This window comes from Polynucleobacter nymphae (assembly GCF_018882155.1).
GTDB classification, from domain to species: Bacteria; Pseudomonadota; Gammaproteobacteria; order Burkholderiales; family Burkholderiaceae; genus Polynucleobacter; species Polynucleobacter nymphae.
On sequence record NZ_JACVPA010000001.1, the window covers coordinates 1,046,338 to 1,070,672 of the forward strand.

22 protein-coding genes and 1 pseudogene are annotated in these 24,335 nt (G+C 45.7%); 10 read left to right on the forward strand and 13 right to left on the reverse strand.

Annotated features, from left to right (window positions below):
- Window positions 1-16 precede the first annotated feature (16 nt).
- The 4 genes and pseudogenes from accC (at window position 17) to ICN29_RS05385 (ending at window position 3,957) form a co-directional block, all read left to right on the forward strand.
- Window positions 17-1,381, forward strand: a complete 1,365-nt coding sequence (gene accC / locus ICN29_RS05375; RefSeq protein WP_216130442.1) for an acetyl-CoA carboxylase biotin carboxylase subunit — start codon at window positions 17-19, stop codon at window positions 1,379-1,381.
- A gap of 16 nt (window positions 1,382-1,397) precedes the next feature.
- Window positions 1,398-2,315, forward strand: a pseudogene (prmA, locus tag ICN29_RS10690) (50S ribosomal protein L11 methyltransferase); the annotation flags it as partial.
- Between the two features lie 261 nt (window positions 2,316-2,576).
- Complete coding sequence (locus ICN29_RS10810) at window positions 2,577-2,927, forward strand: DUF3426 domain-containing protein (protein WP_500797031.1); 351 nt, start codon at window positions 2,577-2,579, stop codon at window positions 2,925-2,927.
- A 70-nt stretch (window positions 2,928-2,997) separates the two neighbouring features.
- Entirely contained in the window at window positions 2,998-3,957 is a 960-nt protein-coding gene (locus ICN29_RS05385; protein WP_216130446.1) for a carbohydrate kinase family protein, read from the forward strand.
- 211 nt (window positions 3,958-4,168) lie between these two features.
- Here ICN29_RS05385 and ICN29_RS10800 read toward each other — a convergent pair whose 3' ends face one another.
- From ICN29_RS10800 to ICN29_RS05410, 5 genes are all read right to left on the reverse strand, one after another.
- Window positions 4,169-4,357 carry a hypothetical protein gene (locus ICN29_RS10800; RefSeq protein ID WP_439651256.1) on the reverse strand — a complete coding sequence of 63 codons (189 nt, stop codon included), beginning with the start codon at window positions 4,355-4,357 and terminating at the stop codon, window positions 4,169-4,171.
- Between the two features lie 335 nt (window positions 4,358-4,692).
- Entirely contained in the window at window positions 4,693-5,871 is a 1,179-nt protein-coding gene (locus tag ICN29_RS05395; RefSeq protein WP_216130448.1) for a ribonucleotide-diphosphate reductase subunit beta, read from the reverse strand.
- 45 nt (window positions 5,872-5,916) lie between these two features.
- Window positions 5,917-8,889 (reverse strand): ribonucleoside-diphosphate reductase subunit alpha, encoded by a 2,973-nt coding sequence (locus tag ICN29_RS05400; protein WP_216130450.1) that lies wholly within the window; start codon window positions 8,887-8,889, stop codon window positions 5,917-5,919.
- A gap of 273 nt (window positions 8,890-9,162) precedes the next feature.
- Window positions 9,163-9,981, reverse strand: a complete 819-nt coding sequence (gene ampD / locus ICN29_RS05405) for a 1,6-anhydro-N-acetylmuramyl-L-alanine amidase AmpD (RefSeq protein WP_255538073.1) — start codon at window positions 9,979-9,981, stop codon at window positions 9,163-9,165.
- 3 nt (window positions 9,982-9,984) lie between these two features.
- On the reverse strand, window positions 9,985-10,833 hold the full coding sequence (locus ICN29_RS05410; RefSeq protein ID WP_216130454.1) for a cytochrome C assembly family protein: 849 nt from the start codon (window positions 10,831-10,833) through the stop codon (window positions 9,985-9,987).
- 20 nt (window positions 10,834-10,853) lie between these two features.
- Here ICN29_RS05410 and ffh point away from each other — a divergent pair, with 20 nt between their 5' ends.
- Entirely contained in the window at window positions 10,854-12,236 is a 1,383-nt protein-coding gene (gene ffh, locus ICN29_RS05415; RefSeq protein ID WP_216130456.1) for a signal recognition particle protein, read from the forward strand.
- On the opposite strand, the gene ICN29_RS05420 is transcribed toward ffh, so the two are convergent.
- Entirely contained in the window at window positions 12,237-13,979 is a 1,743-nt protein-coding gene (locus tag ICN29_RS05420; protein WP_216130458.1) for a proline--tRNA ligase, read from the reverse strand.
- A 48-nt stretch (window positions 13,980-14,027) separates the two neighbouring features.
- Between ICN29_RS05420 and ICN29_RS05425 the strand changes: the two genes are divergently transcribed.
- Together ICN29_RS05425 and ICN29_RS05430 are read left to right on the forward strand one after the other, a co-directional pair.
- The gene (locus tag ICN29_RS05425; RefSeq protein ID WP_216130460.1) at window positions 14,028-14,627 is read left to right on the forward strand and encodes an RNA pyrophosphohydrolase; all 600 of its coding nucleotides are present in this window, start codon (window positions 14,028-14,030) and stop codon (window positions 14,625-14,627) included.
- On the forward strand, window positions 14,624-15,190 hold the full coding sequence (locus ICN29_RS05430) for a CNP1-like family protein (RefSeq protein WP_216130462.1): 567 nt from the start codon (window positions 14,624-14,626) through the stop codon (window positions 15,188-15,190). The genes ICN29_RS05425 and ICN29_RS05430 overlap by 4 nt, the downstream gene beginning before the upstream one ends.
- Here ICN29_RS05430 and proB read toward each other — a convergent pair.
- From proB to rplU, 4 genes are all read right to left on the reverse strand, one after another.
- Entirely contained in the window at window positions 15,187-15,978 is a 792-nt protein-coding gene (proB, locus tag ICN29_RS05435) for a glutamate 5-kinase (protein ID WP_216130464.1), read from the reverse strand. The two genes, ICN29_RS05430 and proB, sit on opposite strands and share 4 nt — an antisense overlap.
- A 27-nt stretch (window positions 15,979-16,005) precedes the next feature.
- Entirely contained in the window at window positions 16,006-17,094 is a 1,089-nt protein-coding gene (cgtA, locus tag ICN29_RS05440; protein ID WP_216130466.1) for an Obg family GTPase CgtA, read from the reverse strand.
- Between the two features lie 87 nt (window positions 17,095-17,181).
- Window positions 17,182-17,442 carry a 50S ribosomal protein L27 gene (gene rpmA, locus ICN29_RS05445; RefSeq protein WP_216130468.1) on the reverse strand — a complete coding sequence of 87 codons (261 nt, stop codon included), beginning with the start codon at window positions 17,440-17,442 and terminating at the stop codon, window positions 17,182-17,184.
- A 19-nt stretch (window positions 17,443-17,461) separates the two neighbouring features.
- Window positions 17,462-17,773, reverse strand: a complete 312-nt coding sequence (gene rplU / locus ICN29_RS05450) for a 50S ribosomal protein L21 (protein ID WP_011902040.1) — start codon at window positions 17,771-17,773, stop codon at window positions 17,462-17,464.
- 75 nt (window positions 17,774-17,848) lie between these two features.
- Between rplU and ICN29_RS05455 the strand changes: the two genes are divergently transcribed.
- Complete coding sequence (locus tag ICN29_RS05455) at window positions 17,849-18,853, forward strand: polyprenyl synthetase family protein (protein WP_216130470.1); 1,005 nt, start codon at window positions 17,849-17,851, stop codon at window positions 18,851-18,853.
- Between the two features lie 6 nt (window positions 18,854-18,859).
- On the opposite strand, the gene ICN29_RS05460 is transcribed toward ICN29_RS05455, so the two are convergent.
- On the reverse strand, window positions 18,860-19,795 hold the full coding sequence (locus ICN29_RS05460) for a reductase (protein ID WP_216130472.1): 936 nt from the start codon (window positions 19,793-19,795) through the stop codon (window positions 18,860-18,862).
- 55 nt (window positions 19,796-19,850) lie between these two features.
- On the opposite strand from ICN29_RS05460, the gene ICN29_RS05465 reads away from it, so the two are divergent.
- Complete coding sequence (locus ICN29_RS05465) at window positions 19,851-20,618, forward strand: fumarylacetoacetate hydrolase family protein (RefSeq protein ID WP_216130474.1); 768 nt, start codon at window positions 19,851-19,853, stop codon at window positions 20,616-20,618.
- 88 nt (window positions 20,619-20,706) lie between these two features.
- Here ICN29_RS05465 and ICN29_RS05470 read toward each other — a convergent pair whose 3' ends face one another.
- On the reverse strand, window positions 20,707-21,726 hold the full coding sequence (locus tag ICN29_RS05470; protein ID WP_216130476.1) for a 2-dehydropantoate 2-reductase: 1,020 nt from the start codon (window positions 21,724-21,726) through the stop codon (window positions 20,707-20,709).
- Window positions 21,727-21,830: 104 nt separating this feature from the next.
- Window positions 21,831-23,246: a high affinity choline transporter 1 gene (locus ICN29_RS05475; RefSeq protein WP_216130478.1), complete on the reverse strand. Its 1,416-nt coding sequence runs from the start codon at window positions 23,244-23,246 to the stop codon at window positions 21,831-21,833.
- 152 nt (window positions 23,247-23,398) lie between these two features.
- Here ICN29_RS05475 and ICN29_RS05480 point away from each other — a divergent pair, with 152 nt between their 5' ends.
- Complete coding sequence (locus tag ICN29_RS05480; protein ID WP_255538074.1) at window positions 23,399-24,334, forward strand: squalene/phytoene synthase family protein; 936 nt, start codon at window positions 23,399-23,401, stop codon at window positions 24,332-24,334.
- Window position 24,335: the final 1 nt, after the last annotated feature.

The following is a 24,335-nucleotide window of genomic DNA, read 5'->3' on the forward strand; positions in this document are numbered from 1 at the left end:
CTAACTCACAGCCGACATGTTCGATAAGATTCTGATTGCCAATCGGGGAGAAATTGCTCTCCGTATCCAACGCGCATGCCGTGAGTTGGGAATTAAAACTGTAGTGGTCTACTCCACGGCAGATAAAGAAGCAAAGTACGTAAAGCTGGCTGATGAGGCCGTTTGTATTGGGCCTGCCCCATCACCACAGAGTTATCTCAATATGCCAGCGATTATTTCTGCGGCTGAAGTGACTGATGCTGAAGCAATTCATCCGGGTTATGGATTCCTTTCTGAGAATGCTGACTTTGCTGAGCGTGTAGAGAAATCTGGCTTTGCCTTCATAGGCCCTAAAGCTGAAACAATCCGCTTAATGGGCGATAAGGTTTCTGCTAAACGTGCCATGATCAAAGCAGGGGTGCCTTGTGTCCCTGGATCTGAGGGGGCTTTAACTGATAACCCAAAAGAAATTATTGCTACTGCGAAAAAAGTAGGTTATCCGGTCATCATCAAAGCTGCTGGCGGAGGTGGTGGTCGTGGTATGCGGGTTGTGCATACCGAGGCAGCCCTTCTCAATGCCGTCAATATGACGCGTGAAGAAGCAGGCCGCGCTTTTGGTAACCCAGAAGTCTATATGGAGAAGTTTTTAGAAAAACCTCGTCACGTTGAGATTCAGATTTTGGCCGATACCCATGGCAATGCGATTTGGTTAGGCGAGCGCGATTGCTCGATGCAGCGCCGCCATCAAAAAGTGATTGAAGAAGCACCAGCTCCAGGTATTGATCGTCGCTTGATTGCCAAAATTGGTGAGCGTTGTGCAGAAGCCTGTCGAAAAATGGCTTACCGTGGCGCAGGAACCTTTGAGTTTCTTTATGAGGATGGCGAATTCTTCTTTATCGAGATGAATACCCGCGTTCAAGTGGAGCACCCCGTTACTGAAATGATTACTGGTGTCGACATCGTTCAAGAACAGATTCGGATTGCTGCTGGCCTGAAATTAGCCTACCGCCAGAAAGATATTGTGTTCCGAGGCCATGCAATTGAATGCCGTTTGAACGCAGAAGATCCATTCAAGTTCACTCCAAGCCCAGGAAAAATTGGCTCCTTCCATATGCCAGGCGGCCCTGGCATTCGAGTTGATTCCCATGCCTATAGCGGATATGTTGTTCCCTCGAACTATGACTCAATGATCGGCAAATTAATTTCTTATGGCAACACTCGTGAACAAGCGATCCGCCGCATGCAAATTGCCTTATCAGAGATGGTGATTGATGGCATCACCACCAACGTGCCCTTGCACCGAGAATTAATGTTGGATCCTAACTTCATGGAAGGCGGCACCAGCATTCACTACCTGGAGCATCGCTTAGAAGAGCAAGCCGCAAGCCGCGGAAAATCTTAACTAATGCGAGTGCCTCATGTCTTACCGTGAACTGGTCTTCACGGTAGTTGCTGAAACAGCTGAACCATTAGGCGATGTGCTACTGGAGTTGGGAGCGCTATCTGTCACCGTAGAAGATGATTCGGCCGGTGGATATGATGAGAACCCACTCTATGGAGAGCCTGGCCTATCACCTGAAGTACAAGCCTGGGATAGATCCGCAGTAACAGCCCTCTTTAATCCAGATATGGATGCCTCAGCCAGCACACAATTTATTCCTGAATTAATGGCTTCCTTAAAAGAGGCTGGCTTTAACTTAGCAGCTCCCCAAGAAAAAATCGTTGAAGAGCAAGATTGGGTAAGACTTACCCAAAGCCAATTCGCACCCATTCAAATTGGTAAACGCATTTGGGTAGTGCCATCTTGGCATGAGGCCCCGACCGATCCAAATGCAATCTGCTTGGCTGTTGATCCAGGCTTAGCTTTTGGAACGGGCAGTCACCCCACTACGCATTTGTGTTTGTTATGGCTCGAAGAGCATCACAAACTTGAGCAACTCAGTCTTTTAGATTACGGATGTGGCTCAGGTATTTTAGCCATTGCAGCCGCAAAGCTTGGCTGTAGTACTGTTGTCGGCACCGATATTGATCCTCAGGCAATGGTTGCGGCACGGAGTAATGCCCAAATCAACAACACCATCATTCAGTTTGTTTTGCCAAATGACGATGCTCCACAGCTTGCAGCAGAAACGAAATACGACATTGTGATGGCCAATATTTTGGCTAATCCTCTGCAAGTGCTCGCCCCAGCATTGGTAAACAAAATAAGCCCCGGCGGAAAAATTGTTTTGTCTGGAGTGCTTGCTCGCCAAGCTGATGAAGTCATTGCCACCTATAGTCAATGGCTAAAACTCTCAATCTGGAAAGAAAGTGATGGTTGGGTTTGCTTGCATGGCGTTCTACCCAAAGACAAACAGAAGATCACTAATACTCTTTTTGCTGCACCTGCGCAAAAAAAAGGATTGAAGTTCGCTTTACTAGCCTGCTTTTTTGCTCTCCTTCTCGTATTTAGCGAGCATCTTTCCAGAAATTCTTTGCTTCCAGCATTAGCACCGCAGGTAGATGGCACATCAAATTCTTTTTCAGTGACTGCATTTTCTATTTTGCAGGCTATAGATGAAAAAATATGTGGCGCACTAGGATGCGTAAATCGCCCTGTGAGCGATTTTGCTGCATGGAAAATAACTTCAGCCACACTATCGCCTGAAAACGCGCGAGAAGGCCTTAAAAGCGGCGCAAATCAATCAATACTGCAAGTTGAAATACAAAATCGACTTGCACTCGCTGTTTTACCCCCAGATTTGGAAATTTCTCTCACGGATGCAGAAGAATCTGAGATCACATCAATTCGCTTAACTCCAAAAGAATGGTTGCCCGTTGCTTGGCAAGAATCTCACCTTGATTTTTTGCGCAAGGGTGTCGCCTCAGGAGAGCTAATCCAAGCCCAACTACCAATCCAATTGCCGCAGAATGCTGCTGGCTATAGGGTGAGAGTTGTTTACCCCTAAAAGATCCTCAATTGTGCTTTTTCTTTATTCTTAACTCTGATTCATATTTATCTCTTACAGAAAGTAATTTATGGCTAGCTTGATCTGTGGCTCTGTCGCCTACGACACCATCATGAACTTTGAAGGCAAATTTGCTGATCAAATCCTGCCTGAGCAGATTCACATTCTGAATGTGGCCTTCTTGGTGCCAACGATGCGCCGAGAATTTGGTGGTTGCGCAGGAAATATTGCTTACAACCTGAAGCTTTTAGGTGGCGATCCAATCATCATGGCAACTGTTGGCGGGGATGCTATCCCCTACATGAAGCGTCTTGAGCAACTGCAGATTGATACCAGCCACATTCGTCAAATTGAACACGCATTTACTGCACAGGCGATGATTACGACCGATCAGTCTAATAATCAAATTACAGCCTTCCATCCAGGAGCTATGGATGAATCCCATCTCAACCAGGTTTCTGCAGTAATTACCGAGCGCAGCAAAAACGCCAAGGGTGCCGCTAAATTCGGAATTGTTGCGCCAGATGGTCGTCAAGGGATGTGGGAGCACTGCCATCAATTGGCAGAGGCCAATATCCCATTTATCTTTGACCCAGGCCAAGGTTTACCGATGTTTAATGGTCCAGAACTACTTGAGTTAGTTGAGATTGCAAGCTATCTGGCTGTAAATGACTATGAAGGTGAAATGCTTTCTCAAAGAACTGGGCTGAGCCTAGCAAAAGTTGCTGAACGAGTGCAGGCTTTGATTGTGACCAAAGGGGCTGAAGGTGCCGATATCTATTCCGCTGGCAAATGCATTTCTATTACATCCGTGCCAGCAGCAAAAGTGACTGATCCAACTGGGTGCGGCGACGCTTTTCGTGGCGGATTACTTTTTGGACTAGAAAACGGTATGGACTGGGAAACTACCGGCCGTCTAGCAAGCCTGATGGGCTCAATCAAAATTAGTCATCAAGGACCACAAAACCACCAATTGAGCAAAGATCAGATTACTGAGCAGTTCAAATCCGCTTTCGGCTTTAGCCTATAAGGACGACTACATCATCCCAAGCTAGGCTAATTAGGCAATAAAAAAGGGGTCTCATAGAGACCCCTTTGAACTTCTTACCACCCGTCTAAAGTTAAAACTTAAGGACGAGTGCCAGTTGGGAAGGGCCAAGCAGCGGCAGTTGTTACTGATGCAGCTTTCTTAGCCGCGGGCTTTTTTACAGCAGGGCCCGCTTTCTTCGCAGCAGGTTTACTTACTTTTTTTTAGCTACACGCTTCTTTTTAGCAGCTGGACGCTTTTTAGCGGCTGGCTTCTTTTTAGCAGCTGGACGCTTCTTAGCAGCAGGCTTCTTCTTAGCTACTTTTTTAGCAGCTGGTTTCTTTGCAGCTACTTTTTTCTTAGCAGCTGGTTTCTTTGCAGCAGGTTTTTTCTTTGTTGCCATGTGTGTTACTCCTTCACGTGAGGATTAGTACGAACTAACGATTAAGAAGACCCGACCATTCATTTCCGCCTGGTTTTGCAACCAATTGGGCCTGACGAGCGAGCCATTCATCGGCGCGCGGCTTGATGCTAAGTGCTGCACGCTAATGAATCCTGGAAAAAAAGCCGTGGCCCCAAAGGACAACGGCTTTTTAAATGTGCTGGAAAAAATAGAGAGAATAGCCCAGACACCCTTGAGCAAGGGTTTTCGGATTTGAGTCTGATTTTGCTGACTTCTTAAACTATCCAACCGTCTAATCTCCTATTTAGCCGACTATGCGCTTGATACTTGCCTTACTATTCCCAACTAAGCGCACCACCGGTTTGATACTCAATAACGCGTGTCTCAAAAAAGTTTCGTTCTTTCTTCAGATCAATCATTTCTGACATCCATGGAAATGGATTCTCTTCATTTGGGAACATTGCGTCAAGTCCTATTTGCAAACATCTGCGATTACAGATGTATCTTAGGTACCCTTTGAACATCGGAGCGTTCAATCCGAGCACTCCGCGAGGCATCGTATCTTCGGCATAACGGTACTCTAATTCGACCGCTTTTTCGAAGATCGCTTTGATCTCGTCTTTGAACGCGGAAGTCCATAACTGCGGGTTCTCCAGCTTGATTTGATTAATTAAATCGATGCCAAAATTACAGTGCATTGACTCGTCGCGAAGGATGTATTGATACTGCTCAGCAGCACCCGTCATTTTGTTTTGACGACCCATTGCAAGTATTTGCGTAAAACCAACATAAAAGAACAAACCTTCCATTACGCAGGCAAAAACAATCAGCGAACGAAGTAATTTTTGGTCAGCTTCTAATGTGCCAGTCTTGAAATTTGGGTCTGTTAATACGTCAATATAAGGAATTAAGAACTGGTCTTTGGCGCGAATCGACTCAATTTCGTTATACGCATTGAAGATTTCGCTCTGGTCTAAACCCAAAGATTCGACAATATATTGATATGCATGGGTATGAATTGCCTCTTCAAAAGCCTGGCGCAATAGGTATTGACGGCATTCTGGAGCGGTAATGTGGCGATAGGTACCCAAAACAATATTGTTTGCAGCCAAAGAATCTGCGGTAGTAAAGAAACCGAGGTTGCGCTTAATAATGCGACGCTCATCTTCAGTTAGACCATTTGGATCTTTCCAAAGCGCGATATCGCGGTTCATATTGATTTCTTGTGGCATCCAATGGTTTGCGCAACCAGCCAAATACTTCTCCCAAGCCCACTTATATTTAAATGGAACCAGCTGGTTTACGTCAGTCTTAGCATTAATCACGCGCTTATCAGCAGCATTTACACGCAAAGCTGCGCCACCAGATAATTTGGCGGCTTCTACTGGTGCAGATGCGGCGGTTTGTGGTGCCACTTGATCTGGCTGCGGGCGTTGTGGCTCAGCTGCAATCGGCTGCGGTGCAAGGCTAACTTTCGCTAGCGCTGGAGCAACTTCCTCTTCCCAATTCAACATAACTTTCTCCTCAATTCTTCTATTTCCAACCAATCGCCAAATGGCTTATTGGCATGCTTCACATTCATCAAAGCCAGCGTCGCCAGGGCGCATTGTGCACGCTGGACCATCTGCTTCTGCAGCACTTGCAGCGGCTGCATCAGTACCATTTACACCGCCGCCACTCGAAACTGAGTTCAATTGACCGCTAGTAACAGTTGATTTCTCAACGTGGGTCGCAGCCATGGTACGCAGGTAATAGGTTGTCTTAAGACCACGCAACCATGCCAGCTTGTAGGTGTCATCCAACTTCTTACCCGATGCGCCACCCATGTAGATGTTCAATGACTGAGCTTGATCAATCCACTTCTGACGACGAGAAGCCGCTTCAACCAGCCAGCTAGGCTCGACTTCAAAGGCAGTTGCGTATAAATCACGCAAGTCTTGCGGAATACGGTCGATCTTGGACAAAGTGCCATCAAAATACTTCAAATCAGCAATCATGACTTCATCCCAGAGGCCACGATCCTTCAAATCACGAACCAGATACTCATTCACGACGGTGAACTCACCTGAAAGATTTGATTTCACGAACAAGTTCTGGAAAGTAGGCTCGATACAGGCAGAAACGCCAATGATGTTAGAAATCGTTGCTGTTGGCGCGATCGCTACGCAATTCGAGTTACGCATACCGTGCTGCTTGATACGGGCACGTAAACCACTCCAATCCATAGTAGAGGAGTTGTCAACCTCGACATAACCACCACGCTCTTGAGCTAGAAGTGCTACAGAGTCTTGCGGGAGTATGCCGCGGTCCCATAAGGAACCTTTGTAAGTGCTGTATACGCCCCGCTCCTCAGCCAATTCGCATGAAGCCTGGTAAGCGTAGTAGCAAACCGCTTCCATAGAAGAGTCTGCAAACTTCACAGCCTCATCGCTAGCGTAAGGAATACGCTGCATATGCAAACAATCCTGGAAGCCCATGATGCCCATACCGACTGGACGGTGCTTCAAGTTGGAATTACGTGCTTTAGCAACTGCGTAGTAATTGATATCGATGACGTTATCCAGCATGCGCATAGCCGTACGGACAGTCTTCTGGAGCTTCTCGTGATCCAAAATCATCTTACCGTTAGCGTCGGTCGTCATGTGCGCGGTTAAGTTCACAGAACCCAAGTTACATACTGCAATCTCAGTCTCATTTGTATTCAGAGTGATCTCTGTGCACAAGTTAGAGGAGTGAACCACGCCAACGTGCTGCTGAGGGCTACGAATATTACAAGGATCTTTGAAAGTGATCCATGGATGGCCTGTTTCAAACAACATACCAAGCATCTTGCGCCATAACTGTTGCGCAGGGATTCTACGGAATGGCTTTAATTCGCCACGATCAGCTTTTTGCTCGTAGGCTACATAAGCCTCTTCGAAAGCTTTGCCGTACTTGTCATGCAAGTCAGGAGTATTGGATGGTGAGAACAATGTCCAGTCACCATTTTCCATAACGCGCTTCATGAACAAGTCAGGAATCCAGTTGGAAGTATTCATATCATGGGTACGACGACGGTCGTCACCAGTGTTCTTGCGCAACTCTAAGAACTCTTCAATATCTAAGTGCCATGTTTCCAAGTAGGCGCAAACCGCACCCTTACGCTTACCACCTTGGTTTACAGCAACTGCAGTGTCATTGACTACCTTTAAGAACGGCACAACACCTTGTGATTTACCGTTGGTGCCTTTGATATGACTACCTAAAGCGCGAACGTTAGTCCAATCATTACCTAAACCACCGGCAAACTTAGACAACAAAGCGTTCTCTTTCAAAGCTTCGTAGATGCCATCTAAGTCATCATCAACTGTAGTTAAGTAGCAGCTAGAAAGCTGTGGACGGGTTGTTGCTGAATTGAATAATGTCGGGGTGCTAGACATGAAGTCAAATGTAGAGAGGATTTCATAAAACTCAATCGCACGACGTTCACGATCCGCTTCATTCAAAGCCAAGCCCATTGCAACACGCATAAAGAAAGCCTGTGGCATTTCAATGCGACGCTCTTCAATGTGCAAGAAATAGCGGTCATACAAAGTTTGCAAACCAAGGTAATTGAACTGCAAATCACGATTTGCATTCAAGGAGGCGGCCAAACGCGGCAAGTCAAACTCGCGCATACGCGGATCTAATAACTCTGCAGAAATACCTTCGTTAATGTACTTAGCAAAGTAGGTGCCGTACTCAGCCTGTGTATCACCTTGTAATACTTCTTTACCAAAAATTTCTTTACGAATAACGTGCATCAAGATGCGAGCCGTCACTTGACTATATGCCGGGTCTTTCTCAATCAAGGTACGTGAAGCTAAGATCGCAGAGTCATACACTTGCGCCATTGGAACACCGTCATACAAATTCTTAATTGTTTCGGTGATGATTGGACTTGCATCAATTTGATTACCCAAACCTTCGCAAGCTGCTCCAATCACCGTGCGCAAAGCAGCCATATCGAGCCACTTCTCTTCGCCATCATCGATAACTTTGATGCCAGACTCACCAGCCTCATTGGCCACTTGAGCATCTTGAGAAGCATCTTGTTGAGCTGCGCGCTCTTGATTACGCTTTTCACGGTAGAGAACATAGGCACGAGCAACGTTGTGCTCGCCACTTCGCATCAAAGCCAATTCGACTTGGTCTTGGATATCTTCAATATGAAAAGTGCCGCCATTTGGACGGCTGCGCAATAAAGCGCGCACTACAGCGTGTGTGAGCTGCTCCACTTGTTCGCGTACACGTGCAGATGCTGCACCTTGGCCGCCATTAACTGCCAAAAATGCTTTAGTTACTGCAATGGCAATTTTGGATGGCTCAAATGCAACAACGGAACCATTACGGCGAATGATTTTGTAATCCGACAACTGGGTTGCCTGGCTACCACCAACACCACCAGCTACGAAGCCAGCAGAAGGAGTTTGGTTAATCACTCCTGCAGGACTCATTCCTGGATTATTGGCTCCAGTTGGCTGTCCTGCTGACTGAGGGTTGGCGTATGTCATGTTTCTCCTGCTTATATATAGTTATTTGGACAAAATATCGTTAAAAAACAAAGGGGTATTGCTGCAATCAAACACTACATCTAGTGTTTTGAAGCGCATTGGGTACTAAGTATAGGGAAATATTTAATATTTGGTAAGTTTTTTCTGACAAATACTGATAAGTATTGGTAGTAATTTTTACTCTAATTTCGGGGTCATTTTGGTGCCGATTTTTTAGCCCTTTTTAGTTAAAGGCTAAAAAAGTGAGCGTATGCTCACATACAAAGATTTGGCCTACCGAGAAACCAATCCATAGGGTATTTTTTCTTGCGAAATACCTGTCTCTTTTTGGAACTTTTCCCAATCAAAATATTTTCCAGGGTCCGTTTTTCGATCTGGAGCGATATCGCTATGCCCTGCAAATTGCAAGTTAGGGTATGCAAGTCCCAATTTCTGAATAAGCTTTGCCAAAGATTGGTATTGAATGCCCTCAAATGGCGTGTCGCTGTCACCCTCTAATTCAACGCCAATTGAAAAATCATTACATCTTTCTCTGCCCATAAAATTCGATACACCAGCATGCCACGCCCGATCTCGAGTGGAGACAAACTGGATTAATTCTCCTGTACGGGTAATGAAAAAATGGCTAGAAACTTTTTGATTTGCGATCTGGGAAAAATAGGGATGTACATTTGGATCTAATGTGTTTTGGAAAAAATTCACAATGTGCTGACTAGATGCCTGCCTTTTAAATTCACTGGGCGGCAAACTAATATGATGAATCACGACTAAGTCAGGCTTTACTTCATCTGGCCTTGCATCTTTGTTTGGAGAAATACGCCAAGCTGCGGCGCCAATCCAGCCTTGCTCGTCCAATAAACTTAAATGGTCTTTTGAACAATAAAACCGACCATCATTGCTGATGGCATCCGGTTGTGGCAGGTGTACTTTGCAATATTGACACTGCACCATTGCCGCTGGCTCCGCTAGGGTCTGAGCCTGATTAGAGCTGGAATTGTTTGATTTCTGCCGATCGAATTTCGCCTGCTTTTTTCCCTTAAGCCAAAAATAAAAAAGGGCTGCTCCGACAAATAGTAAAAGCCACTTAAGCAAGGATCATGCTCTCTGAAGAACCACTTCCAATACAAACCGACTGCCAACATAAGCAAGTAGCAAAACAACATAAGCACTCAATACCCAACGTATTGCAGCCCAACCTCGTAAACCAACCCACCAACGAGCGATGAGTAAACCAGCGAACAATACCCAGGAGACGAGTGCAAAAATCGTTTTATGATCAAACACAAAAGGCTTGCCAAATAAAACTTGAGAAAAGAAAAGACCGGAGAAAATGGTCATCGTTAAGAGTGCAAAACCAACATACAACAAATTGAATAGCAGACCTTCCATCATCATCAGGGGTGGCAAATCTTCTAACCAATGCGCGAGACGACTATTGGGGACAATCGCTAATTGACGGTGCAAGGCACGGTCATAAACACTCATTAACATTGCCTGCATAGCCGCTAGGCTTAATAAACCCACTGAAATAGTTGCGACAATAAAGTGCGCCTTGAACCAGGGATCCGAAACAGCCACCGGTGAAATTAATACCCCTGGAAAAAAGATCGGAAGCAGAGAGCAAACCAAAGCAAATAATATTGACATCCAAAGTAAGCTGGCGATTGGCAAAAACCAGGATTGGAACCAATAAAAGGCTAAACCTACCCAAGCAATCAAGGATAGGTCCTGTGCAAACCCAAAGACGAAACCTGCGGGTGTAAAGACAGAATCATGTAATTCAATACCGTGAAGTATCAAAATCACAAAAATACATGCCTGCATCACCCCAGCGGAGAGGGCGGATTCCTTACCGGCCCTAGCTCTCTGACTCAAAAAGAGCAACAAAAGTAAATAAAGGGCTGGGGGAAGCCAGCCGAAACTTGAGTAACCTAAAATATCCATATGGAAAGTCTAATCGATAAATGCTAGAGAATCTCACCGACCGCCTATCACGCGTTGTTAAAACAATGCGGGGCCAAGCCCGCCTCACTGAAGCCAACACCGCTGAAATGCTGCGGGAGATCCGCCTAGCCTTGTTGGAGGCTGACGTAGCACTGCCAGTAGTGAAATCCTTGCTCGAGCAAATTAAATTTAAAGCCCTTGGTGAGGAAGTGGTTGGCAGCCTGAGCCCAGGACAAGCTCTGGTTGGCGTAGTCCAGCGTGAGCTTGTCCAAGTCATGATGGGCGACACGAATCAAAGCGGTGAACTCAACTTAGCAACCCAGCCTCCGGCAGTGATTTTGATGGCAGGCTTACAGGGTGCTGGTAAAACTACCTCAGTTGGTAAATTAGCCAAATGGCTTCAAGAGAAAAAGAAAAAGAAGGTTCTGACTGTTTCTTGTGACGTCTATCGCCCTGCTGCTATTGAACAGCTTGAAACTGTTACTAAACAGGTTGGTGCAGAATTTTTCCCAAGTAACGTTAATCAAAAACCCAATGACATTGCACTTGCCGCCCTAGATTGGGCACGCCGTCATTATTTTGATGTTGTATTGGTTGATACCGCTGGTCGCTTAGGTATTGACGAAGCGCTCATGCAAGAAATTAAAACCTTGCATGCGAGCCTAAACCCCATTGAAACACTGTTTGTGGTTGATGCCATGCTAGGTCAAGATGCCGTTAATACCGCCAAAGCCTTTCATGAAGCGCTTCCGCTGACTGGTGTCATTCTCACTAAGCTTGATGGTGACTCTCGCGGTGGTGCTGCCCTTTCTGTTCACCAAGTGACTGGTGTGCCGCTCAAATTTATTGGTGTGGCTGAAAAAATGGATGGGCTTGAAGCCTTTGATGCACAGCGTATGGCCAATCGTATTTTGGGAATGGGCGATATTCTGGCTTTAGTTGAGCAGGCTCAACAACACGTTGATGTTGCTCAGACTGAGAAATTGGCAACGAAGATTTCTAAAGGCGGATTTGATCTTGGAGATTTTCGTGACCAACTGATGCAAATGCAAAAGATGGGTGGCATGGCGAGCTTGATGGATAAGCTACCAAACCAGGTTGCTCAAGCAGCCTCTAAAACAAATCTTAGCAATGCAGATAAACAAACGACGCGCATGCGGGGAATTATCGATAGCATGACCCCGTGCGAACGCAGTAAACCTGAATTACTCAAGGCCAGTCGCAAACGACGTATTGCTGCAGGTGCTGGTGTAGAAGTACAAGAAGTCAATCGTCTACTGGCACAGTTTGAACAAATGCAAACTATGATGAAACAATTCAAAGGCGGAAAGATGGCGCGCGCTATGGCAGGTATGGCCGCAAAAGGAGCCGCCAAGGGCATTGGCGGGCTCTTTAAGAAATAATTAAGAAACGAGTTTCTTGGCTACTTGAACAGCAGCAATTACTTTTGATTTGATATCGGCTAGCGGGATATTTTGTGATTCAGCATCTGTGCGGCCTTTAAATTCCACTTGAGAATCTACTAAGCCACGATCACCGATCACCACGCGGAATGGTGCGCCAATCAGCTCCCAATCAGCAAACATTGCGCCTGGACGCTCATTGCGATCATCCAAAATCACATCGATACCAGCAGCGAGTAATTCGTCATGTAATTGATCACAAGCTACTTTTACTGCTTCAGACTTGTCGTAACCCATCGGGCAAATGACGACTTCAAATGGCGCCATTGAGATTGGCCAAATAATGCCGCGCTCATCATGTCCTTGTTCGATAGCTGCACCCAATAAGCGCGTCACGCCAATACCGTAGCAACCCATCACCATTGGCTGCGCTTTACCTTGTTGATCTAGGTATGTACAGCCCATGGCTTCGGAATAACGCGTACCCAATTGGAATACGTGACCCACCTCAATGCCACGACAAATATCCAACACACCTTTGCCATCCGGAGATGGATCACCCATTACTGCATTACGAATATCCAAGACTAAGGACTCTGGTAAATCGCGTCCCCAGTTCACGCCGGTTAAATGGTGCCCAGCATCATTTGCGCCACAAACAAAATCAGACATATTAGCCACTGTGCGATCTGCCACCACAGTCACATCAGCGCTTACGCCAACTGGGCCCAAATAACCTGCAGGTGCATTGCATGCATGCTTAATCTCAGCCTCAGTTGCAAAGCGCGACTGACCCATGCCAGGAACCTTGCTTGCTTTCACTTCATTGAGCTCATGGTCGCCGCGTACTAATAACATGAAAAGTTTGGCAGGGCCTTTTTCTTGATCGGCTGCAAACAACAATGACTTCACAGTCTGCTCAATAGGAATGTTTAAGAACTTTGCAACATCTACACAATTTGTCTTATCAGGTGTTGGCACCTTAACGATTGCGGCAGTTGCTCCAGCTCTTGCTGCTACCAATGCAAGAGATTCAGCTGCCTCTAAATTTGCGGCGTAATCAGAATTTGGGCAATACACAATGGCATCTTCCCCAGTATCTGCAATCACATGAAACTCTTGACTGCCCGATCCGCCAATTGCACCGTTATCGGCCGTGACTGCACGAAACTTCAGCCCCATACGATTAAAGATGCGCGTGTAAGCATCAAACATAACTTGATAAGACTTCTTTAAACCTTCAATATCGCGATCGAATGAGTAAGCATCTTTCATGCTAAATTCACGACCGCGCATGATTCCAAAACGCGGGCGACGCTCATCACGGAATTTGGTTTGGATCTGATAGAAATTGACTGGCAACTGTTTGTAACTCTTAATCTCGTTGCGAGCTAAATCCGTAATCACTTCTTCAGAAGTCGGCTGAATTAAAAAATCCCTATCGTGGCGATCTTTGATGCGCAGTAATTCAGGGCCCATCTTTTCCCAACGGCCAGTCTCTTGCCACAATTCAGCAGGTTGGATCATTGGCATGAGCAATTCAATCGCACCAGCTCGATTCATTTCTTCTCGGATAATGTTTTCGACCTTACGAATCACTTTCAAACCGAGCGGCAAATAGTTATAAATACCCGCACTCAGCTTGCGAATTAAACCTGCCCTCACCATCAGTTTGTGCGAAACCACCTCTGCGTCAGAGGGGGCTTCTTTTAGCGTGGCGAGAAATGATTGTGATGCTTTCATGTATGGATATAATCAAATCATTGATTTTAAAGGATTTGAGGCACGATCATGCTTGACCGTGAAGGGTATCGCCCCAATGTCGGCATTGTCCTCCTTAATGGCCGTAACGAGGTTTTCTGGGGAAAACGCGTTGGGCAGCATTCGTGGCAGTTCCCACAGGGTGGGATTCAGCATGGTGAAAGCCCTGAGCAGGCCATGTACCGCGAATTGCATGAGGAAGTTGGCTTGCTGCGGGAACATGTCCAAATTATTGGACGGACTAGGGATTGGCTTCGTTATGACGTCCCTGAGGAATACTTGCGCCGTCAACATGCCACTCGCGTCCACCGTACCGCTTATCGCGGTCAAAAACAAATTTGGTTTCTTTTGCGCCTAGTAGGCTTAGATAGCGATATTCAGCTCCGCGCCTCAGATCACCCAGAATTTGATGCCTGGCGTTGGGTCCCTTTTTGGATTCAATTGGATGGCGTGATTGATTTCAAGCGCGAAGTTTATGAGCTAGCTCTTTCAGAGCTAGCTCGCTACCTTTCCAGGGGATTACGAATGCAAGAACTTGCTTGGGGAACCCCGCTCGATTTCATTCAGTCTTTTTATGCGGGCAATGACGATCAAAACGAACAGCCTACTAAATCGGATAAAGAAAAATGAGTGCTATCTTACGCAAAATAAGCGCCTATGCGTTTAGCATTTTAATCGGAACGGGCTTAATAGCTTGTGCTGGTGACCCCATGGAAAGCGGACTAGATCCTTTTGCTCCCTCGGTATTTAAGGAGGGCACAACCAAAATGCCCTTAAATCCACCAAATCAATCTACCCTTTTACCCTTCTATGTTACTCGAGCTACAGTCTTCAAATTTGCAGTAGACACAGGCTCGATTCTGATCGGTAAAGACGGGGTGACACGCTACATCGTAGTCATAACCAATCCAAGTGGAGAGCAGCAGGCTCAATACGAGGGTATTCTTTGCGACTCATTTCAGTGGCGTCTCTATGGAACCTTTGAGAACAATGCTTGGAGAGAAAATCCTTTATCTAGCTGGCGAGAAATTCAAACCAAAGTACCCAACCGCTATCAAGCAGCCTTGGCTCAAGGAGCTTTTTGCAGCTTAGGTAAGCAAGAAAAAAGTATGAATACTATTTTGGGATCTTTAAACCCCGATAAATTTATTGGTGGCATTCAACCAAGCAGCACTGGAATAATTGGCAACTAGTTTTTGTTAGCTGGGGATAAATAGGTACCAATTTTCTCCCCCACTAAGAGACGAGTAAGCACATTGGGTTCGCGCCCAGATGCAATGACAGTAGATGCTCCCATTTGACCGGCAATTTTTGCAGCCAGTACCTTAGTTAACATGCCGCCTTTACTCAACTCACTAGCTGCTCCTCCAGCCATCTTCTCTAGAGTAGGGTCGCCTGCAATAGCATGGCTTAACAAACTTGCATCAGCATGATGACGAGGATCAGCGCTATATAAACCACCTTGATCAGTCAAAATCACGAGTAAATCTGCCTGAATTAAATTGCTTACCAAGGCTGCAAGGTTATCGTTATCACCAAACTTGATTTCATCAGTGACTACTGTGTCATTCTCATTAATGATTGGAACAACGCCTAGTTTTAACAAAGTCTCTAGGGTTGCCTTAGCATTCGCATTACGCTCTACGTTTGCTAAGTCAGCATTAGTCAATAAGATCTGTGCGCTATGTAAATTAAAGCGTGCAAAACAACTCTCATAAACCTGCACTAAGCCCATTTGACCAATTGCAGCTGCCGCCTGAAGTTGATGAATTTCTTGTGGGCGCTTAGTCCATCCCAAACGCTGCATGCCTTCAGCAATAGCTCCTGAGCTCACCATTAATACTTCATGGCCAGATTTTAATAAGGCTGCCATTTGCTCAGCCCACATCCCAATCGCAGCATGGTCTAGACCTTCACCGTTATTAGTGACAAGACTAGAACCTACTTTCACAACGATACGTTTAGGGTGTTTAGTATTCATAAAAAGTGAGTAATCTGAATAGATACTTTAATCGAGTTTTTTATCTTCAAGCTGGTCTTTATAACGAGGATCTTGAGCGCGCTCATCCTGCTCATCACGATTACGACGCACTGAATCTAAGTAATCCTGCAGTGCGTAGCAAAGCTTATCGCAGCCAAGCCCAGTCAAAGCGGAGATCTCAAATGTTGGGCCTTTCCACTTGAACCTTTTCACAAAGTCTGCAACTACCTTTTGACGATCCTCTTCGGGAATCATATCCACTTTGTTTAATACCAACCAACGTGGTTTTTCAACCAAGGCTTCATCGTACTTGCGCAGCTCATTCACAATTGCATTGGCATCAGCCACAGGGTCAATATTCTCATCAAAAGGTGCAATATCTACCAAGTGCAAGAGAACACCTGTGCGCTGGAGATGGCGCAAGAAGCGATGGCCTAAGCCAGCACCTTCAGCGGCACCCTCAATCAAACCCGGAATATCCGCAATCACGAAACTGCGCTCACTCCCCACACGAACTACACCCAAATTGGGGTGCAAAGTAGTGAATGGGTAATCAGCAATCTTTGGCCGTGCATTAGAAACTGCAGTGATCAAAGTAGACTTACCAGCATTAGGCATGCCCAGCAAACCAACGTCAGCCAATACCTTTAATTCCAATTTCAACTTACGGCGCTCACCTGGCTTACCGTTTGTTTTTTGACGTGGCGCTCTATTGGTGCTGCTCTTGAAGTGAATGTTTCCCCAGCCACCAACGCCACCTTGGGCAAGACAGAGACGTTCGCCATGCGTTGTTAAGTCAGCAATAGGCTCGCCCGTTTCGTAATCGGCAATGATCGTGCCAACTGGCATACGCAATTCAATATCATCACCTGCGCGACCATAGCAATCAGCGCCGCGGCCAGGCTCACCATTTTTTGCAGTATGTGTTTTGGCGTAACGGTAATCAATCAAGGTGTTAATGTTGCGATCAGCTATAGCCCATACGCTTCCACCCTTACCGCCGTCGCCGCCGTCGGGTCCACCAAATTCAATGAACTTTTCACGGCGCATAGAGGCACTCCCGGCGCCACCCTGGCCGGCTATGACTTCAATACGCGCTTCGTCTATAAATTTCATGAATAAAAAAGGCCTCGCTTAGCGAGGCCTGTTCCTAAGAGTTAAATTCGGAATAAATCTGAATCAAACGAGTCTCAGTCAGGCGCCTTATGAACGCGGCAAAACTGAAACTTGGGCTTTCTTCAAAGCACCCTTAACTCCGAATTGCACTTGACCGTCAATTAAGGCGAACAAAGTGTGATCCTTACCAATGCCAACGTTTACACCAGGATGAACCTTTGTGCCACGTTGACGAATGATGATGCTGCCAGCATTAATTTGCTCGCCGCCGAATACCTTAACGCCTAGGCGTTTCGATTCTGAGTCGCGGCCGTTTCGTGTCGAGCCGCCGCCTTTTTTCTGTGCCATATCTTTCTCCTACCCTGAATTAGGCTTTAATCGTATTGATCAAAATTTCAGTGAAATTCTGACGATGGCCTTGGTGCTTTTGATAATGCTTGCGACGGCGCATCTTAAAGATTGTCACTTTATCGTGACGTCCTTGGGAGACGACAGTGGCCATCACAGCTGCACCATTAACCAATGGATCACCTAATTTCAGTGAAGCGCCTTCGCCAACGGCGAGGACCTGGTCAAGAGTGATTTCGCTGCCGATTTCCGCTGGTATCTGTTCTATTTTCAATTTTTCACCTGCGGCAACTTTATACTGTTTGCCACCGGTTTTTATGACCGCGTACATGGTTTGAAACCTCAATTAATATCTACATTTAAGCTAATCCACCCTGGATGAGCTAAGCCCATTATTATATCTTGCATGATGAGCACTGTCAAAACCAATGACCTGAGCCAAATCCTGGCCCCAATTGCCCTAGATTTCAAGGCTTTAGATGGGGTGATTCGCCTTCGATTAGCTTCAAAAGTTGCCTTAATTGACCAAATTTCCACCTATATCATTCAGGCTGGTGGGAAGCGGGTTCGCCCAGCCCTATTAATGCTGGTAGCCAAAGCCCTCAGTAGTGGCAAAGAAACCCCGCACACCCTAGAAATGGCAGCTGTAGTTGAATTTATCCATACAGCCACCCTCCTTCATGATGATGTCGTTGATGAGTCCACCCTCCGAAGGGGTCGAGAAACCGCAAATGCCGCTTTTGGCAATGCAGCCAGCGTTCTCGTGGGGGATTTCCTCTACTCCAGAGCCTTCCAGATGATGATTGGCCCAAATGACCTGCGCGTTATGCAGATTCTGTCGGATGCTACCAATACGATTGCGGAGGGTGAAGTCTTGCAGTTGCTCAATATGAATGACCCGGAGGTAGATGAAGCAAGCTACTTGCAAGTGATTCGCTACAAAACTGCCAAACTTTTTGAAGCATCAACCGAGCTGGGCGCAATGTTGGCTAACGCAACAGATGTGCAGTGCGAACAGGCTGCGGCATTTGGTCGCCACATTGGTACCGCATTCCAACTCATGGATGATCTATTAGATTACACCGCCAATGCAGCGCAGATGGGCAAGAATGCTGGTGATGATTTACGTGAAGGTAAGCCGACATTACCTCTCATTTACTTGCTAGAAAATGGCAGCAATGAAGAGCGTCTTTTAGTGCGGGCAGCTATTCAACAAAATCAAGATTTGCCAGATGACGTATTTATACAAATTTTGAATGCCGTTCAAACTTCTGGTGCTTTAGATTACACCCAAGCTGCGGCCAAACGTGAAGCAGACTTGGCTTTAGCATGTATTCAAGATTTCCCAGCTAACGACGCCACATCAGCATTGCACGCCTTGTGTGAGTACTCTCTCGCTCGCCAGACTTAAAAGAAATTAATTTCCGATACTTTTCATTCTCAAATCGCGTGCAGTGATACGTACCTGCTCTGCCTCTTCCCTCAAGCGTGAAATTTCTTGCGCAGATAATCTTTCCAGATTTGAGTAATCCAATTTCCATGAGGGGTCTGCAGACCAGATCAATGGTGACTGCACAGTCGTGCGCGGTGTAGAGGCCGATTCTAAAAGACATAGTGCTAACTCAAAGTTCAGCGCCTGAGAATCAAGATCATTAGGCTTTGCTGCGGCATTTCCCAGAGGGAAATCACTAAACAAGAATCTTGGTACTCCGCAATATTCAACAATATCTTTTGCAGCGCCCATCACAACCGTAGAAATACCGTTTGCCTCTAGATACCGTGCTAACAAACTTTGACTCTGATGACATATCGGGCAATTCGGAATTAAAACTGCGACATCCACTTTGTCAGCACGCAACATTTCCAAAATGAGTGGTGCATCTATTTCTAAAGTATGCCGCTGGCTACGATTCGTCGGTAAACCATAAAAATTCGGTGACAGCGCTTTCACTCTTCTAGTCTGAACTGCTTGTTTGGATATCGCTAAGGGAAACCAACAAGCACTATCTTCCATATTGGCATTTTTACGATCAATACCTACGTGAGCAATTCTTAAATCGATATCAGCATCCACAGAGTTTTGATAAGGCTGGTAAAACTTTGCGGTAGCGTTGTAAGACGCACCTGGGCCTTGAAGACCTTTATTGGGGTCATAAGGAACAGCGGTTGTAATGAGGCCCAACACAGATTGATTTAATGGTTTTTGCAGTGCTGTAAATGGCGCTTCAATGTAATGTGCCCAGATATAAGGGTTCTCATAGCCCAAGCCCAGGTAATAACTTCGGGTACGCTCAATATAGCGAATGGGCTGATCCAATTCTGGTGCAAAAGTAAGCTCAGAAGCCTTAGACATCAGTTGATCCCTGTAAGATATTGCCTATCAAATATTAACTTCACAGGAACTCATTATGGCTCATTGGCTTAGATTTCAGCATCAAGGGAAAAGTGGTTTGGGACAGTTGCAGGGCGAGCAAATCGCGGTTTATTCGGGCGACTTGTTCAAAGATCCAAAACCTACGGGTGAAACCCTCAAATTAGCCGATGTCACGATTGATATCCCGTGCATCCCATCAAAAATGGTTGCAATGGTGGATAACTTCCATGCACTTGTTACCAAACTGGAGCACGCAGTACCAGCCGAACCTTTGTACTTCCTTAAAGGAAATAACTCCTTTTTAGCCGCCAATCAAATTGTTCGTACACCTAAGTCCTACTCTGGCAAAGTGGTTTATGAGGGTGAGCTTGGAATCGTAATTGGCAAGCACGTCCATGAAGCTGACGAAGCTGAAGCTGCAAAAGCGATTTTTGGTTACACCTGCATTAATGATGTCACCGCTATTGAAATACTCAACCGTGATCCAGGTTATGCGCAATGGACACGCTCCAAGAGCTTCAATACCTTTGGTGTCTTTGGCCCTTACATCACTACCGGTGTAGATCCAAACAAATTAATTATTAAGACCATTCTCAATGATCAAGAGCGTCAAAACTATCCGATTGCAGATATGATTTTCCCGCCAGCAAAATTAGTCAGCCTAATTTCGCAAGATGTTCCGCTGCAGGCAGGTGACATCATCGCTTGTGGCACCTCAGTGGGGGTTGGCTCAATGAAACCTGGTAGCAATGTCAGCATCATCATAGATGGTGTTGGTCGCCTCGATAATCGCTTCGAATAATACCGCCATCCTTTCAACAAAAAGCCTTGCTATATTGAGTAGCAAGGCTTTTTTAATGCTGAAAATTGACTACGTATTTTTTTGTTACTTAATAACCTGAAACAGATGGCAAGGCCAAGCTGCCTTTAGAGGCCTGCACGTTTTCATCCAAATACTTTGTCAAAGCAAAGACAGCATTCAAACAAGGTGTTGGTGTTTGCGTAATCTTACCCAACTCAATCGCGGAGCCCAACAGCGCATCGATCTCTAAGCTGCGACCAGCCTCTAAGTCTTGCAACATCGAAGTCTTATGCCTACCCACTTTTTCAGCGCCTGCAATACGACGCTCAATATCAACCCGGAAGGTGACACCCAACTTTTCTGCAACAGTTTGCGCTTCAGCCATCATGTTGCGTGCTAATTCTTTAGTCAATGGATATTGGCAAATGCCTTCCAAAGTTCCATGCGTTAGAGCGCTGATTGGATTAAAAGTCATGTTGCCCCACAACTTAAGCCAAATCTCTGAACGAATGTCTTCCAAAATAGGTGACTTAAATCCAGCTGCGCCCATCATCTCTGATATCTTCTGAATCCGCTCTGTAGGCTTACCATCCAACTCACCCAACGGGAAACGATTTCCCTCTACGTGACGAATCACACCGGGCGCTTGAGTAAAGGTTGCAGGGTAAACAACGCAACCAATAATATTGCTTGGGTTAATCGCATTCTTGGCTACGCCACCTGCATCAACTGTCTCAACCGAATGATCTTGATACTCACCGCCGAGCTTTTGGAAATACCACCAAGGAATACCATTTTGCATCGGAATTAAAATAGTCTCTGGGCCCATGATGGCTGCTAAGTCATCAATAATCGGCTCAACTTGATGTGCCTTAACCGCTAACATCACTACGTCTGGGGCTTCAACGTCTCTAATTTTTTCAACTGCCTTCACTTCAGCTACCAAAGGCTCTGGCTGGTCGTCCATGATTAATGCCAAGCCACGTTCCTTGATTGCCGCTAAAGTTGCGCCGCGTGCTACAACGGTTACTTCATTGCCAGCTCGCGCCAACATGACAGCGAGGTAGCCGCCAATTGCGCCACCGCCGCCAATTACACAGATTTTCATAGGAACCTTATAAGAATAAATAAATTTTGTATTAGTTAAATATTAGATGAGAATATTTTGTGGCACAACACATTTGATTGCCTAATATTTAGGCAAAAGAGAATTTAGACTGGCTTAAGTAGATCTTTAGAGACATGGCTGCCTAAGACCATCCCCATAATGCTAGCCAATAAGCCCGCTAACTGTGGCGGCAAAATAGCATTTGGCGCCAAAATTTCGCAACTGATCCATACGGCCAGACCGCAGACTACCGACAGCAGACCACCCAAAGAATTTGCTTTTGGCCAGTACACCCCAAATGCTAGAGGCACAAATGCTGCAACTAAGGTTACCTTATACGCACTCTCAACCATCTTGAAAATCGATAGCTGAGAATTAATAGCAAAGAAAGTAACCACTACAGAAAAACATAAGACAGTGATACGCATGATTTTTAGCAACTCTTGGTCAGTTAAGTGTTTAAAAAATCCTCTCACAATATTTTCTGCAAACGTTACCGACGGGGCGAGCAACGTTGCACTAGCGCAACTCTTAATTGCCGATAGCAGAGCTCCAAAGAACATCACCTGCGCAAGTAATGGTGCATGATTCAGAATCAATTTTGGCAGAATCATCTGTGGATCAGTATGCAAATACTGCTTCACTAAATCTGGACTAATCAGTGTTGCCGAATACGCCAAATACATTGGCACAAAAGCAAAAATAAAGTAAAGGACACCACCTAAGATTGCCGCCTGTACAGCAATGTTGACGTTCTTAGAGGAGGTGATGCGTTGAAAAACATCCTGCTGAGGAATTGAGCCAAGCATCATGGTGCATAAAGCAGCAACAAAACCCAATATGGAAGCCAGATTCATATCTGGCCAGAAGTTACTAAATTGCCCTGCGGCAGCTGCATGCTCAATGACGACAGCAACTCCACCAGTTTGCCCAGCCATCTCTCCGCCGATATAGAGCATACCAATCACGATAATGATCATTTGAATAAAGTCGGTAATCGCAACCGACCACATACCGCCAAATAAGGTGTAAATCAACACACTGCCAGCACCAATAATCATGCCACCCGTCTGAGAGATGCCGCCATCAGACACCACATTAAATACGAGACCTAAAGCTTTAATTTGTGCAGCAACCCAACCTAAATAAGAGACCACAATACAAAGTGTCACCAATACTTCAACGGTGCGTCCATACTTTTCACGAAAGAAATCGCCAATGGTAAGCATGCGGCGGTTATAGAGATGGCGCGCAAAAAAGAGGCCAACTAAAATTAAACACATGGAAGAGCCGAAAGGGTCGGCAACGACGCCACCTAAACCCTCTTTTAAAAAAGTAGCAGGCACACCTAAAACTGTTTCGGAACCAAACCAAGTAGCAAAAACAGTTGCCGTAACAATTGGCAGCGGAAGGCTATGGCCAGCAGCAGCAAAGTCAGCGGTATTTTTAACCCGTAAGGCAGCCCATAATCCAATGCCAATGGATATAAGCCAATAAATGATGACGAACCAAATGAGCACGCCCTATTTCTCCTTACATAATTTGGTGAAATTATATGGCCATGTCACTTTTACTAGTAAGGGAATTTGTACTAATTTAGGGCACGCCACTCTGACATAATCCAAGGGTGAACCTATCTCAAATGAGCCTTAGCGGAAACCCGAGCACAGATATGGCTTATCAAAAAGCTATTTTGGGCTCAGTCTCCCGCACCTTTGCTCTTACTATCCCGCTTTTACCCCCCATGATTGCAAAAGTGGTGGGTAATACGTATTTGCTTTGCCGAATTGTTGACACTATTGAAGATGCAGCAGATTTGAGTCCGGAGACCAAGCAAAATCTTTCTCAATTATTTTTAGATGCAGTCCTGGGGAAGGCGTCCGTTGAGTCTTTTGTAGAGCCCTGCCTAAAGGCCCTAAATCATTACGGCAATCAAGATGAGTTAGATCTGATTGCCCACACCCCAACCGTTTTACGAATTTTGCATACTTGCTCTCAGGATGATCAGGCGGCAGTCAGTCGCTGTATCTCGATCATGTCAGAAGGTATGTCTTATTTTCATGGCAAACAAACTCAGGCAGGTCTAAAAGACTTAGGTGAGTTTGAGAAATATTGTTATGTTGTTGCGGGCGTAGTGGGAGAACTTCTAACCACTATTTTTAGCAATCACTCGGCTGCATTTGCAAAAAACATCAAGGGTCACGATGAACTCGCTCTTGCCTTTGGTCAAGCCCTACAAATGACCAATATTTTGAAAGATTCACCCGAAGATCACGCACGTGGCGTATCTTGGAAGCCTGCTGATATCAGTCAAAAAGGGCTTTTAAAGATTTCCTATCAAAAACTCCAAGACTCCCTAAGCTACATTCTTCTCATTCCAAAAGAAGAGCTCGGAATGCGGCGTTTTTGCTTCTTGGCCTTTGGCTTAGCAGTAATGACGCTTTCACAGATTGCCAAACGCGAAGAATTTAGTAATCAAGATGAGGTGAAGCTCTCTAGAAAGACGGTAATGGCTTTTTACACCTTCACTCAATTTGCAGTAAAAAGTGATGCGCTCATGCAGATCTTTTTTAATACATTTTCCACAGCTCTCAGAAAAGCAATCTGAG

Excerpts from the sequence above, each read along its gene's own strand:
- ICN29_RS05430 (WP_216130462.1), top strand. The coding sequence starts at position 14,624 with ATGAGTGCTATCTTACGCAAAATAAGCGCCTATGCGTTTAGCATTTTA.
- proB (WP_216130464.1), bottom strand. The coding sequence starts at position 15,978 with ATGAATACTAAACACCCTAAACGTATCGTTGTGAAAGTAGGTTCTAGT.
- ffh (WP_216130456.1), top strand. The coding sequence starts at position 10,854 with ATGCTAGAGAATCTCACCGACCGCCTATCACGCGTTGTTAAAACAATG.
- rpmA (WP_216130468.1), bottom strand. The coding sequence starts at position 17,442 with ATGGCACAGAAAAAAGGCGGCGGCTCGACACGAAACGGCCGCGACTCA.
- ICN29_RS05420 (WP_216130458.1), bottom strand. The coding sequence starts at position 13,979 with ATGAAAGCATCACAATCATTTCTCGCCACGCTAAAAGAAGCCCCCTCT.
- ICN29_RS05410 (WP_216130454.1), bottom strand. The coding sequence starts at position 10,833 with ATGGATATTTTAGGTTACTCAAGTTTCGGCTGGCTTCCCCCAGCCCTT.
- ICN29_RS10800 (WP_439651256.1), bottom strand. The coding sequence starts at position 4,357 with ATGGCAACAAAGAAAAAACCTGCTGCAAAGAAACCAGCTGCTAAGAAA.
- ICN29_RS05470 (WP_216130476.1), bottom strand. The coding sequence starts at position 21,726 with ATGAAAATCTGTGTAATTGGCGGCGGTGGCGCAATTGGCGGCTACCTC.
- rplU (WP_011902040.1), bottom strand. The coding sequence starts at position 17,773 with ATGTACGCGGTCATAAAAACCGGTGGCAAACAGTATAAAGTTGCCGCA.
- accC (WP_216130442.1), top strand. The coding sequence starts at position 17 with ATGTTCGATAAGATTCTGATTGCCAATCGGGGAGAAATTGCTCTCCGT.
- ICN29_RS05395 (WP_216130448.1), bottom strand. The coding sequence starts at position 5,871 with ATGTTGAATTGGGAAGAGGAAGTTGCTCCAGCGCTAGCGAAAGTTAGC.
- cgtA (WP_216130466.1), bottom strand. The coding sequence starts at position 17,094 with ATGAAATTTATAGACGAAGCGCGTATTGAAGTCATAGCCGGCCAGGGT.
- ICN29_RS05460 (WP_216130472.1), bottom strand. The coding sequence starts at position 19,795 with ATGTCTAAGGCTTCTGAGCTTACTTTTGCACCAGAATTGGATCAGCCC.
- ICN29_RS05385 (WP_216130446.1), top strand. The coding sequence starts at position 2,998 with ATGGCTAGCTTGATCTGTGGCTCTGTCGCCTACGACACCATCATGAAC.
- ICN29_RS05465 (WP_216130474.1), top strand. The coding sequence starts at position 19,851 with ATGGCTCATTGGCTTAGATTTCAGCATCAAGGGAAAAGTGGTTTGGGA.
- ICN29_RS05400 (WP_216130450.1), bottom strand. The coding sequence starts at position 8,889 with ATGACATACGCCAACCCTCAGTCAGCAGGACAGCCAACTGGAGCCAAT.
- ICN29_RS05480 (WP_255538074.1), top strand. The coding sequence starts at position 23,399 with ATGGCTTATCAAAAAGCTATTTTGGGCTCAGTCTCCCGCACCTTTGCT.
- ICN29_RS05455 (WP_216130470.1), top strand. The coding sequence starts at position 17,849 with ATGATGAGCACTGTCAAAACCAATGACCTGAGCCAAATCCTGGCCCCA.
- ICN29_RS05425 (WP_216130460.1), top strand. The coding sequence starts at position 14,028 with ATGCTTGACCGTGAAGGGTATCGCCCCAATGTCGGCATTGTCCTCCTT.